Source organism: Legionella worsleiensis, assembly GCF_001467535.1.
GTDB lineage: Bacteria > Pseudomonadota > Gammaproteobacteria > Legionellales > Legionellaceae > Legionella > Legionella worsleiensis.
This window is the reverse complement of record NZ_LNZC01000011.1, coordinates 1-13,001: the sequence shown is the minus strand read 5'-3', so window position 1 is coordinate 13,001 and position 13,001 is coordinate 1. Positions and strand designations below refer to the sequence as shown.

Genomic DNA, 13,001 nt, shown 5'->3' with positions numbered 1-13,001 from the left:
ATTTTTAATCAGCACCTTTATCCGATGATGATTTTTCCAGCAATTCAAAGCGAGCATAGAGAGGCAGATGATCGGATAACATCCGCCAGGGCTTGCCCTGCAAACAGGCAACCTCTTTTACATTCATACCTCTAAAATAGACCCTATCAACACATAAAGCAGGCTTAATAGCTGGAAATGAACGAGCATGTTGCCCTTCAACGGTCACAAAAGCCTCTTCAATACCCAAGTCATCAGCCAATGTTTTTGAAATCACCGTACGCCAATCATTAAAGTCACCCGCCATTAATAAAGGTTCATTACTTGGCACCATCATTTTAATTCTCTGGATTAGCGCCTTGCATTGCTCAGCACGTTCCGCTTTAAACAACCCCAGATGGATGCATAATAAATGGATTTTAGTCTCGCCAATATTCAATTGAGTATGCAATATGCCACGAGAAGCTCTGTTAATCGTGGAGAGATTGATGCTCTCAAATCGTTCAAAGGGATACTTGCTCAAAATGGCATTTCCATGATGGCCTGATTGATATACTGCATTTTTTGCATAAATATAATGCGGCCATATATTCTCCGCTATGTATTCAAATTGCGGCGCATCAGGCCAGGAATTAATACGCTTTTCACGTTTTCGGTGTTTTCCCTGAACTTCTTGCAAAAAGACAAAATCAGGACTTAACGTGGTTATTGCCTCTCGCATTTCAGGCAGCAAAAAACGAACAGCACCAACACCAAAACCTTTATGAATATTATATGTTATTAGCGAAATGGAGGTTTCACCGTGTTGCATTTTAGTTTTACCCTATCCAGGTTTCTATTCCAATCATAGCATCAACAAGACAATTAAAATAATACGTTTATTCAATTATAGCTCTCCTTAAGACGGATTAATAACCGCCACAAGAAGAAATATCTGGATTTACATCTGAACCGCTTACGTACTATGCTATGAGGAAGAAAGACTATTAAGATAACCTATGACACCACTTGAACTGAGTATCCCTGGATTAACCATAGCCTGCAAAGCATGGGGAAATCCTGAAAACCCACCGGTTATTGCCCTTCATGGTTGGTTGGATAATGCCAACAGTTTTGATAAGCTTGCTCAGCTTTTGCACCATGACTATTATTTTATTGCCGTCGATCTTCCTGGTCATGGGCATTCTTCCCACCTCCCCGAAGGCGCCAACTACCACTTCATTGATGGAATTTTCACCATTATTCATATTTTGGATGCCTTGAAAGCAGAAAAAGTGCATTTACTCGGTCATTCTATGGGCGCCTGTCTGGGTAGTTTGGTTGCTGGTGTGGCACCTCATCGATTCTTATCGTTAGCCCTCATCGAAGGTTTAGGCCCTTTCTCATCTCCAGACACATCAGCATGTGAACAATTATCCCAATACAGTACCTCACTGACCCGAAAAGTAGGCAAAAAAGCAAAAGGATATCCAAAATTCCACAGTGCCGCCCTGGCACGCGCCCTAAAAGGATATGTTTCTCTGGATATAGCACAATCATTATGTGAGCGTGGAATAAAAGAAGACAAAGGACTGTATTATTGGCGGCATGATCGCAGATTGTTAGACCCATCCCCCTTGCGAATGACGGAGCAACAAATTATTTCCTGCCTGAACAATATCAAAGTAAAAACCTGTTTAATTTGGGCAAGCAAAGGATTTTCATTTAATTCAGAACAGATGCAAAACCGGATGAAAGCAATTAAACATTTAACTATTGAGCATCTTGATGGCGGGCATCATATTCATATGGAAAAGCCAGAAGCAGTTGGGACGCTTCTGGCGAGATTTTACAAAACGGACTGATTATTTTCCTTGAGTAAAACAGGATTTATAATTAATGGTGACTTCACTTAATGACTTTTTAATATCGTCCAGATTATAACCCAGATCTTTCGCTGCGTTTAATACACCACAGCCGCCTTCATCAAATGTTGAATAAGGCGTCCAATAGTCCATATTGGCCTTAACCATTACATCAAACGCTTTACGAATAGTCCAATCAGGTTGATTAGCCAGTATATAGAATAAATGGTTAAACACACCGCTGGAATAATGCACATCCAGACCACCGTAATAATCATCGGCAACATCAATAGACCGGCCATCACGACTTGGCTTATCCATGTAACGTAATGCTTCATAACCACTGTCTTCTTTCATAATTTCAGGGCCAATTTGCCAGCTACTTTTGCCTGTAGAGTAATATTCAGCAGCTTGAGCAGCCATATCTGAAAATGCCTCATTCATGCCACCTGACTGACCAAAATATTCCAATTCAGAATGTTGCTCTGTAAAACCATGGCTGATTTCATGGGCGCCAACGCCAAGTGAAACTAATGGATACATCATAGTATCACCATCACCAAAGGTCATTTGTTTTCCATCCCAGTAGGCATTTTCATAACCGTAACCGTAATGAACACGCATCACCAGTTGCATTGGCGAGCCATCAGACTTGGTCAAGGCTTCAATACCATACCAATCGTGATACATATGTTTGATGACATATCCAGCATACATGGCATCATTTGTTGGTGAAGCGGCGCCATTATCTCTATCGTATCCATCTCCTGAGTATCCTGTGTAAAAAATATCAGATTGATCGGATGTTTTGCAGGAAAACTGCATTGGCTTATTATTTGAATAGTATTTATGTCCCATATCGACTACTTTAACGTAGGAATTTTCCATATAACACTGTTCTACAAGATTATCACGGCTCAACTCCAGTAGAGGTAAATCTTTACCAAACTGATATTCGCCAACTTTGCGATTACCACCAAAACCTATTCCGTGCACCGGAGACAATCGAGTCTTGACATCATTCCATTCCACATAAGGTTTATGGGTTTGGGCATCAATAATCGCTGTTGGACGCTCTGGAATGTTATCATCATGACGCAAAAACACACTCACTTTATAGGCCCAGTGCGCTTTGTTTTTTTCATCGACGTAAATCATAGGCGTCACATGTTCTTCACTGACGTGCTGATTGGCGTATTTGTTTTTGAATTGTTGCAATGCTGCGTCAGCATTTTTGACAAAAGAAGCTTCAGGTTGACCCAGTTCCGCTTGAAGACCTTGATATACCTGGCCATTCATTTGAACATTAGCCTGAGCACGAGCTAACATTCCAGCCTTATATGTACTGTGCATAATGGCGTAGCCACCAAAAACAGGGAAACCGGCGTAGTGTTGTTGCATGCGAACATGAGTCACTTTATTTTTATCTGTGTGTTGTTTTACAAACTCTAAAGTGTCATTGGAAACCGCAATGCCCTTTACAGCACCCGGCGTGGATAATTTGAATTTTTGCTTTAGTTCAACAATAGAAGACTTCTGCAAAGGCACAGGCTCTGCTGCCTTTACTGGTGAGGAAATACCAAATGCTAAAGCAACAGCAAGAGGTGACAGATAAAAATTTGGGTGCATTGATTCTAACTCCTTAAACTTAATTCCCATACGACAACTCTTCCTGGAGCGTCGATGTTGTTATATAACCCTTTAATTTTTCAGTTATATTACCAAAGTACCGCTACGTCAGCCGTACCTTGGTAGTTTGTACTACGTTCAAACTTCCAAATCAAGGATGATCTAAACTTGGCTTTTACTGAATGAATTAGAGGGCTCATTCAACACGTCTTTTTTCAATTAACTTATTGTAATATAACACAAATATTTTAATGACAACTGACATAAAACCAACTTGTTTTTTTTCAAAATGTAAAAACATTTCTCCAAACCACTCAAAGCTAGCATAATTTCAAGATTTTTGAAATTAATATTTACGAAGGAATTTTATTTTCAAAACAAATACATTTTGATTAATTTTAATGCATAAATAAACGCACTAATTCACTCCAAAAGCATAAAACCAATCCTGCCTGAACAGGCGGGCAACTCATTCCTGGTAAGCACTCAAGTCATGAGAATAATGAGGTAACATGCAGAGATCTTGCCGATATCCTCGAAGATATATAGACAAATTATCAAATATAAGGCAAAATCTGCCAAAAATCAGACTACGCTTAAGTCTAATGAAAAAAATACTTGTTCTACACGGCCCGAATCTAAACCTCCTAGGCACTCGAGAACCATCCGTTTATGGCGCTATGTCTTTAAGCGAGATTAATGCACAGCTTCTTGATGAAGCAAACGCTGCGGGAGTCCAGCTGGCCTGTGTTCAAAGTAATTCCGAAGTGGAACTTATAGAGACCATTCATCAGGCTCAAAGTGACAAAATTGACTTTATTATTATCAACCCCGCTGCATACACCCACACCAGTATTGCATTGCGTGATGCGCTCACTGGCGTTGCTATTCCTTTTATAGAAGTTCACATCAGCAATATTTATACTCGTGAAGCCTTTCGCCATCATTCCTATTTTTCTGATATTGCGACAGGCGTTATCTGTGGTTTGGGTACACAAGGTTATTTATTGGCGTTAAAAGCAATCATTCAAGAATTTAAGTAGAGAGAATAAACAATGGATATTCGTAAAATCAAAAAGCTTATTGAATTGTTGGAAGAAACCGGCATTTCTGAAATTGAAATCAAAGAAGGTGAAGAATCACTAAGACTAAGCCGCCACAGCAGCGTTACCATGGAATCCCCTCAGGTTCATTATGTTGCGCCTTCTACGATACAACAACAAAATCTATCAAGTGCAGCGCCAAATGCTCCAGCGGCACATCATAACGAGAGCAAACCAGCCGCTGTAGTTGCATCAGGGCATAAAATTCGTTCCCCCATGGTTGGAACCATGTATACCTCACCGTCACCTGAAACCCCTCCTTTTGTTACTCTGGGTCAATCCGTCAAAGTCGGTGATACTTTATGCATTGTTGAAGCCATGAAAATGTTCAATGAAATTGAAGCGGATCGTGCGGGTAAAATTGTGGAAATCCTGGTTCAGAACGGGGAACCAGTTGAATACGACCAGCCTTTGTTTATTATAGAATAGTGAGGCGTGTCTATGCTCAGTAAAATAGTTATTGCGAATAGAGGCGAAATTGCGCTTCGTATATTACGTGCCTGTAAAGAGCTTGGCATTCAAACTGTTGCCGTTCATTCAGACGTTGATAAGGATCTGCTGCATGTCCGACTTGCCGATGAAACCGTATGCATTGGCCCGGCTCCTGCACAAAAAAGTTATCTGAATATACCCGCTATTATCTCCGCCGCAGAAATCACCGATGCGGTGGCAATTCATCCGGGCTACGGATTTTTATCAGAAAATGCTGATTTTGCCGATATAGTGGAACAAAGCGGATTTCGTTTTATTGGACCCAGAGGTGATACCATTCGCTTGATGGGCGATAAAGTCTCCGCAATTGCGGCTATGAAAAAGGCTGGAGTGCCCTGTGTTCCCGGTTCTGATGGCCCTTTAGGGGATGATGATGAACGCAATCTGGAAATTGGACGAGCTATTGGCTATCCCGTAATCATTAAAGCAGCTGGTGGCGGCGGCGGCCGAGGAATGCGTGTTGTGCACAGCGAGTCTAATTTGTTAAATGCCATTGCACTTACCCGCAGCGAGGCTAAGGCGGCGTTTAACAATCCTATTGTCTATATGGAAAAATTCCTGGAAAATCCAAGACATGTTGAATTTCAGGTACTTGGAGACGGCAAAGGCCATGCAATTCATTTAGGTGAGCGTGATTGCTCCATGCAAAGACGCCATCAAAAAGTTATAGAAGAAGCTCCTGCACCGGGAATTACAGCAGAGCTGCGAAAAAAAGTAGGTGATTCTGTAATAAAAGCCTGTAAAGATTTGCAATACAGGGGCGCTGGCACATTTGAGTTTTTATACCAGGATGGCCACTTTTATTTCATTGAGATGAACACCCGTATCCAGGTAGAACATCCAGTAACCGAAATGATCACCGGCATCGATTTAATCAAAGAACAAATCAAAATTGCCAGTGATATTCCACTGACCCTGACTCAGGAAGACATTAAATTCCGAGGTCATGCCATTGAATGTCGAATTAATGCAGAAGACCCAAAAACATTTATGCCATCACCAGGAACCATAAAATTACTGCATCAGCCTGGAGGTCCCGGCATCCGTTTTGACTCGCATATTTACAGCAGTTATACCGTACCCCCTAACTATGATTCTATGATAGGCAAGCTCATCAGTTATGGCGAATCCCGAGCTGAAGCTATGGGAAGAATGCGTAATGCTCTGGATGAAATCATCATTGATGGAATAAAAACCAACATTGAATTACATCAGCGCATTCTGCACGACAAATCGTTTATAGATGGTGGTACCAATATTCACTATCTGGAAAAAATGCTGAAGGATTAATATGGTGTGGTATCAATTAAAAGTAGAGCATTGCCCAAGCGATGAGATAGAACAAATCAGCGAGGAACTCGAAGAGTCTGGAGCCTTGTCTATTATGCTTACAGATAAAAATGATAATCCAGTGCTCGAACCAGAACCAGGTACAACCCCGTTATGGCCGGAAGTGATTATTCAGGCATTATATGCGCAGGCGGAAGATGCCGAGGCAGCAAAACAACACTTAACCCATTCCAAAAGGTCTTTGCAGTGCAGTATTGAGGTTCTACCCGAAAAAGATTGGGAACGAGCCTGGATGGATGATTTTAAGCCACAACAATTTGGTAGGCGCCTGTGGATTTGTCCTACCTGGATGACACCTCCAGTATCTGATGCTGTGAATTTAATGCTGGATCCTGGGTTGGCATTTGGCACGGGAACTCATCCAACAACGGCTCTATGCCTGACCTGGTTGGAACAGGCCGAACTCGATAATAAAACGCTCATCGATTATGGCTGTGGTTCCGGTATTCTTTCATTAGCAGCGATAAAGCTTGGAGCCAGGCATGTGATTGGTGTGGATATAGATCATCAAGCCCTGCAAGCAACGCAAAATAATGCGATGACCAATCACATTAACGAACAGTTTCTGTCCATAAGTACTCCTGAGGCGCTGCAAGAACCGGTTGATTTAATCATTGCAAACATTCTTCTTGCTCCGCTTATGTCATTAAGAGATCGGTTTTATCAACTGCTGAATCCAGGAGCAAAACTGGTTGTTTCAGGCATTTTAACAGAGCAAGCAGAAACGCTCGTTAAAGAGTATCAGGATGTGTTCACTCACACCGGTACTTCCCATCAGGACGGCTGGTCTCTTTTAGTTTTTACCCGCAAGTAATCCCTTATCAAAAACAGTGTGTCACTGTAGATTGACATTTAACGATTGCTATCACAAAAGCAATCAGGAAGTCCTTAAAAAGACACACTGCTCAATGAGGAGATTTCTCTCTAAGTTAGGGTTGACGCAGATCGGTCATTTATACTTCAATCGACGGTAACTCTCTAGTTGGTTCGTGCTCTGCTTAAATCTAAAAGGGATTTGAGCAACCTGACAAAGTTCATGAATTATTCTCCAGAAACTTTTTACTTCTGGAATAAGAGATATCCGATAAAGTAAACTTGAACAACGAGCAGTTTATAACGTATCATCTTATTTTTAACGGTACAATTGCACCACGAAATCTCGTATTAAACGAACTATAATGGCGATTAGCATTGCATCAATGCAAGCAATAGCAGGGTTAGATAAAAAGACTTGAACCATATTCCGCTATGATCACAGCACTCTGCTTTTTATCCGTTCGTTTCATTGAGAATTAAATGCATTGTCAATATTCTTTTGGAGCAAACTAATGACAGCTGAGCACTATCCGGCCTCACTTGTCAGCCGGCTTGCAATATCGGAACCCAACCTGGTTTCGCAGGGATACTATCGTTCCAAACTTTTTATCGCTCCCTTTTCTGCCAACTCGCTGGTTGCAGCAGCAGGGCCTTTACTCTCATTGCTTGAAAGGCTGTGTTTAAGTCCGAGTCTTCCACCCATTGAACAAATTAGAGAAAACATTGAGCATGAATTGCGAGCTTTTCACAGCAAGCTGGATGCCTCTAAATACCCACAAGATCTCATCAGCATTGCGCACTATTTATTATCAGCGACTATTGATGAAATTCTAGGTAAAAATTATTTAAGAATTTATAATCTGGCGGCTGAATTCAAGTCGTTTACTCCTTTAACAAGTGATGGGGCTCAACCACAACAACGATTTTTTGAAATCCTGAATTACATCAAAGAACGACCCAATCAATTTCTTGATTTAATCGAACTGGTTTATTTTTGTCTTATCGTTGGATTTGAAGGCGAGTATCATTTAAAAGCAGATGGTCGTCAGGCACTTGACAATACCATTGAAGACTTATATCAAATTATTCAACAATATCGATTCAATAAACCTCATAAACTGTTTCATGAAAATCCCATACCCAAAACACTTAAAAAAAACTATAAGGCTTCACTGATAACTGCTATTGTTGCAGTCAGTTTTGTTGCCCTAGCCTATTTAACCAGCCACATAGTGCTGGAAAATAAAGCAAAAAACCTTTTATTTGGACATACCCAACTTGCAATGCTGGATGACTAATGGATAACTCTTTACACGCATTATGTGATGCTATAAAAAAAATACTGAATCAGCTCAAACCGCAAAACAATCAACTGTCCTTTGTTGTTATGACAGGCATCAACGAACAAGGTAAATCTGCGCTTTTAAAACAAAGTGCCATGGAGATCATGCCTGTATTTAGCGAGCAAAATGCAAAAATCTATTTTAATCAACAGGGAATTATAGTTGAACTCGGAGAGAGTTGGCTTAGAAACAGCAAAACCCTCTTACAAAATACCTTAAAACAACTCAATCGATGTAACCGCTATCTTCAAATTACCGGATTAATCTTATGCGTAGACGTAAATGATTTATTAATTGCAGATCCGGCTGCTTTTACCGAAACAAAAAAATCACATCTGCAATTACTGGAGCGTCTTGGCTCCAATCTGGGTTATCAAGTTGAGTTAGCACTCATATTTACTAAAATGGACACGTTAGCAGGATTCACTGAATTTTATCAGATGGATCATGCAATGGAACTGTCCAAACCTTTAGGCTTTTCTCTGGATTGCATCAATCAAACACGCAAAAAAATTGAAACCTATTCTCAACAATTCAATCAATTAATCGAGCATCTTGGCCACCAGGTGATTACCAAAATGCATCCCGTTCGCTCCACCATAAAACGAAGTTTAATTCGGGAATTTCCACTGCAATTATCCAGCCTGAGAGCCCCTATTCAGGCATTAATCCAAGGCATATCTCCCAAGATGTTTCATTTGCACTCCCTCTATTTTACCAGCGCAGAACAAGGTGGAGTAAGTATTGACAGACTTAATAAAAAAATTCAACACGAATATGCTTTGGTGGTTCAGGATACCTTTCCACAAGCCACCAATTTCAGAGCCTATTTTGTTGAAGGGGCATTAAAATCAATACAAGAGCAATGCAGTCAAGCTCCCCAAATTCAGCCCGTATCTCAAAGACCACTCATAGCCATAGCTTCAGGTATCGCAGTAATGAGCTTGCTCTTGTTAAGTTATAACCATTACAAAACAGCACATTTACTCGATGAAACCAGTAAAGAATTATTGGCTTATGATACCTTGAATAATCAAGGTCAAAATGGCCCGCAGGCGTTGTACCACTTGTCAAAAGCAGCAGACAAAATGGACCATATATCAGCTAATTCCGTTTCACTTCCTAATGTTCATCAGTTAAAAGTTAGCCTGCACAATAACGCCAAACACAAACTGGAAGGCGAATTCCTCCCGTCTTTAACTAATGAGCTGGAACAAGTAATCAATAATCCCAGCAATACTCCTATAACTCGTTATAAAGCACTGAAAATCTATCTAATGCTTGGGCAACCGGAACATTTTTCGGAATATGAGGTCTATGAATGGTTTAAAAATCAGTGGCAACAATCGCCAAATGCAAATAAAAATCAATTAGTACTGCTTAAGAGGACCTTAAGTAAATCCCTGCACAATGTACCCGTCAAACCTCAGGTGATTAGTGATGCACGAAATTACTTAAATGCTCTACCAACCAGTTATCTTTATTACTCAATTGCCAAAGAATCTTTTCCGCAGACAAAACAAAAAATTACTGTTGATGGATTTCACTTATCAACGAATGAACTGCCTGTCTATTTCACCAAATCCGGTTTTACAACTGTGATTCGCACTATTCCCAATATAAGCAGCAAACTTCAGGCAGAAAATTGGGTTCTTGCTCGCCAGGATCTGGCGCAACTGAATAATCTGCTCATTCAGGCGTACTGTTTTGATTACGTAACCTGGTGGCAAACATTCATCAAGAAATCTCAACCAATTCATTATCACGATTACCAACAAGGTCGTCAAATTGTAAAATCCCTGCAGCAAACTGATGCCATAGGAACACTGATTTCTCTGGTACAACGAGAAACCAAACCTGATTTATCTGATGACGGCACGTCTGTTTTCAATCAATTTGTTGCGCATAAGTTTACCGATTTGAACCTGACCAGCAGCACAAGTATCAAAGACATCAATATAAAAATCAACGAACTAGAGCATTTTATTGCCACATTATCGGTTGTAAACGATGGCGGTAAAACAGCATTTACGTTGACTAAATCACGATTTATTAACGAAAATGCAGCAGATCCTATCAGCGCACTTTTTATGCAATCCCGTCAACTCCCCGAACCACTCAGCTCCTGGACAAAACAATTGGCAGGAGATACCTGGGTTATTCTCATCAAAGACACCAGAAACTACATCAATCAACAATGGGAGCAAACGGTTTATAGGGAGTTTCAAAATACTATAGCGGGACGTTATCCCTTTGATTCAAGACAACATCAGGAAATTCAAATAAACGATTTTAATCGTTTCTTTGCAACGCATGGCATATTAAATACCTTTTCAGAACAATACATCAAACCATTTCTGGATGTTTCCAATGCTGAGTGGAAAACAAAATCAGTCAATGATTTTGTAATACCCATCTCCAACGATGCGATAGACGAAATCATTCGTGCCAATATTATTACCAATATGTTTTTTCCCGCCCATAGTGATGAAAGTAAAATTGAATTCAGTCTACAAAAAATTAGTCTGGATCCTGTCGTTGCCAGTTTAAAACTTGAAATCGGTGCTACTAAATTAACAGACACGCAAAATAGCGAATCGTTTATTCAATTCAGTTGGCCACAAAATAATGCCAAATTGGCATTAGATTCTATAGAAGGGAATCACTATGAACTTGCAGAGCAAGGCACATGGGCTATATTTAGACTGTTAGAAAAAGTGAATGTTCTGGTGGATGAACAAGACAGTTCAAATTTACAAATTCTGTTTGAAGTGAACAGTAATTCAGGTCGTTATTTGCTTAAAACAAATAACCAGGTTAATCCATTTACCCCGGGAATATTAAATGGTTTTTCGCTAAACCACGTCATTGCATAGCTCATTGAAAAAGTTTTTTTCATTTGAACTGGGTATGGAGCAAGGATGAGATCGAATAAACCGCATAAAAGTGACGGCCATGAAAAATAATGAAAAATACAGTATTGTTGCGGGGTTATTTGGAAATACTCTGGAGTGGTATGACTTCATCCTCTACGCCAGTTTTGCTCCTGTTTTTGCCAGGATTTTTTTTCCCTCTGAAGTTCCTTTTATTTCTCTAGTGGCGACATTCAGTCTTTTTGCTATAGGATTTATCATGCGCCCTATAGGCGGCCTCCTTATTGGCCATTATGCCGATCACTTTGGCAGACGAAAAGCACTGATTGTTTCAGTATCTATCATGACCGTCTCAACTACATTAATTGCCTTGGTGCCAGATTTTAATTCTATAGGTATAGCCGCAACCCTGGTATTTTCCATATTAAGGCTTATGCAAAGTATTGCCGTAGGTGGCGAACTTCCTGGTTCAACTACCTATCTGATTGAACACATGTTTCATAATAAACGTGGATTTGCCGGGAGCCTGGTTTCGAGCAGTGCTTTTTTAGGTATTTTTTCAGGTGCTCTGGTTGCCTCTATTTTCAGCTCCATATTTACAGGCGAATCACTTTTGCAATCAGGATGGCGATACCCCTACCTGATTGGAGGAGTGCTTGGCATATTAGGTATCTGTCTACGAATAAAAAGCAAAGAATCGCCCACATTTGAACCCCAAAAACACAAACAGAATTCTCCGATTAGAATTATCTGTACTGAATATAAAATACCACTAATTAAAGCAATTATGCTCACCAGTATTTTAGCCATGTCAAACTACATACTGATTGCATATGTCACTACATTTTTGGTCAACTATCAAGGATTCAAATTATACGATGCGTTGTTAATCAATCTGTTAGCCTTATTAACCCTTACATTATTCATTCCAATTATGGGTTACCTATCAGATATTCTGGGTAGAAAACCCATTTATTTTTTGGGATTAATTACCCTCTTAATCTATGTATTTCCCTTTTTTGGATTAATCCTCAGTAAGAACTGGTGGTATGTGCTTATTGCTGAACTCGTGTTTGCATTGATACTGGCACCGATTAACGCAACCGTTCCAACCATGCTCGCTGAAATGTTCCCAACCCGCATTCGCGCCAGTGGCATTTCAACAGGCTATAACATAGGTCAAGCTTTATTTGGTGGTACTATGCCGCTAATAGCCATTACACTCATTGAACTGTTCAATAACCAGCTCGCACCCGCCTGGTACGTTTTTATATGGACAATCATAGTCCTTGGGACAACCTGTTACGTTAACGAAACCTATAAAAACAACCTGAACTAAAAGACAATAGCTTGGTAGATACTGTCTTTAAAAGCAAGCAACCTTTTAATGAAAATTTTGCTTGCCTTTAAGACAGTATCTACTCTTGCTGAGCCTGATTAACAATCTATTTGCCTATCCCTGGCACAATGGGGTTCTCTGAAAAATACATGTTAAACGTGAACATTAACCCTAACTTAGCAAACGTAGCCTGGTTGCTTGCAACCAGGATTTGTCCAAATTATCTTGGTTGA

At 40.2% G+C, this 13,001-nt stretch carries 10 protein-coding genes; 8 read left to right on the top strand and 2 right to left on the bottom strand.

The features are described from left to right. Window positions 1-4 precede the first annotated feature (4 nt). Complete coding sequence (locus Lwor_RS05315; RefSeq protein ID WP_058492871.1) at window positions 5-790, bottom strand: endonuclease/exonuclease/phosphatase family protein; 786 nt, start codon at window positions 788-790, stop codon at window positions 5-7. Window positions 791-977: 187 nt separating this feature from the next. On the opposite strand from Lwor_RS05315, the gene Lwor_RS05310 reads away from it, so the two are divergent. After that, complete coding sequence (locus tag Lwor_RS05310; protein WP_058492870.1) at window positions 978-1,823, top strand: alpha/beta fold hydrolase; 846 nt, start codon at window positions 978-980, stop codon at window positions 1,821-1,823. Here Lwor_RS05310 and proA read toward each other — a convergent pair whose 3' ends face one another. Beyond that, entirely contained in the window at window positions 1,824-3,452 is a 1,629-nt protein-coding gene (gene proA, locus Lwor_RS05305; RefSeq protein WP_058492869.1) for a zinc metalloprotease ProA, read from the bottom strand. 605 nt (window positions 3,453-4,057) lie between these two features. Between proA and aroQ the strand changes: the two genes are divergently transcribed. The 7 genes from aroQ (at window position 4,058) to Lwor_RS05270 (ending at window position 12,768) form a co-directional block, all read left to right on the top strand. Continuing rightward, window positions 4,058-4,495, top strand: a complete 438-nt coding sequence (gene aroQ, locus Lwor_RS05300) for a type II 3-dehydroquinate dehydratase (RefSeq protein WP_058492868.1) — start codon at window positions 4,058-4,060, stop codon at window positions 4,493-4,495. Between the two features lie 12 nt (window positions 4,496-4,507). Beyond that, window positions 4,508-4,984 carry an acetyl-CoA carboxylase biotin carboxyl carrier protein gene (gene accB, locus Lwor_RS05295; protein WP_058492867.1) on the top strand — a complete coding sequence of 159 codons (477 nt, stop codon included), beginning with the start codon at window positions 4,508-4,510 and terminating at the stop codon, window positions 4,982-4,984. A 12-nt stretch (window positions 4,985-4,996) separates the two neighbouring features. Continuing rightward, the gene (accC, locus tag Lwor_RS05290; RefSeq protein ID WP_058492866.1) at window positions 4,997-6,337 is read left to right on the top strand and encodes an acetyl-CoA carboxylase biotin carboxylase subunit; all 1,341 of its coding nucleotides are present in this window, start codon (window positions 4,997-4,999) and stop codon (window positions 6,335-6,337) included. 4 nt (window positions 6,338-6,341) lie between these two features. Further along, on the top strand, window positions 6,342-7,211 hold the full coding sequence (gene prmA, locus Lwor_RS05285) for a 50S ribosomal protein L11 methyltransferase (protein WP_058492958.1): 870 nt from the start codon (window positions 6,342-6,344) through the stop codon (window positions 7,209-7,211). Window positions 7,212-7,725: 514 nt separating this feature from the next. Beyond that, the gene (icmH, locus tag Lwor_RS05280) at window positions 7,726-8,511 is read left to right on the top strand and encodes a type IVB secretion system protein IcmH/DotU (protein WP_058492865.1); all 786 of its coding nucleotides are present in this window, start codon (window positions 7,726-7,728) and stop codon (window positions 8,509-8,511) included. Beyond that, on the top strand, window positions 8,511-11,432 hold the full coding sequence (gene icmF, locus Lwor_RS05275; protein WP_058492864.1) for a type IVB secretion system protein IcmF: 2,922 nt from the start codon (window positions 8,511-8,513) through the stop codon (window positions 11,430-11,432). The genes icmH and icmF overlap by 1 nt, the downstream gene beginning before the upstream one ends. A gap of 79 nt (window positions 11,433-11,511) precedes the next feature. Then, entirely contained in the window at window positions 11,512-12,768 is a 1,257-nt protein-coding gene (locus tag Lwor_RS05270) for an MFS transporter (protein WP_058492863.1), read from the top strand. Window positions 12,769-13,001 lie beyond the last annotated feature (233 nt).

Excerpts from the sequence above, each read along its gene's own strand:
- accB (WP_058492867.1), top strand. The coding sequence starts at position 4,508 with ATGGATATTCGTAAAATCAAAAAGCTTATTGAATTGTTGGAAGAAACC.
- Lwor_RS05270 (WP_058492863.1), top strand. The coding sequence starts at position 11,512 with ATGAAAAATAATGAAAAATACAGTATTGTTGCGGGGTTATTTGGAAAT.
- proA (WP_058492869.1), bottom strand. The coding sequence starts at position 3,452 with ATGCACCCAAATTTTTATCTGTCACCTCTTGCTGTTGCTTTAGCATTT.
- accC (WP_058492866.1), top strand. The coding sequence starts at position 4,997 with ATGCTCAGTAAAATAGTTATTGCGAATAGAGGCGAAATTGCGCTTCGT.
- icmH (WP_058492865.1), top strand. The coding sequence starts at position 7,726 with ATGACAGCTGAGCACTATCCGGCCTCACTTGTCAGCCGGCTTGCAATA.
- icmF (WP_058492864.1), top strand. The coding sequence starts at position 8,511 with ATGGATAACTCTTTACACGCATTATGTGATGCTATAAAAAAAATACTG.
- Lwor_RS05315 (WP_058492871.1), bottom strand. The coding sequence starts at position 790 with ATGCAACACGGTGAAACCTCCATTTCGCTAATAACATATAATATTCAT.
- aroQ (WP_058492868.1), top strand. The coding sequence starts at position 4,058 with ATGAAAAAAATACTTGTTCTACACGGCCCGAATCTAAACCTCCTAGGC.
- Lwor_RS05310 (WP_058492870.1), top strand. The coding sequence starts at position 978 with ATGACACCACTTGAACTGAGTATCCCTGGATTAACCATAGCCTGCAAA.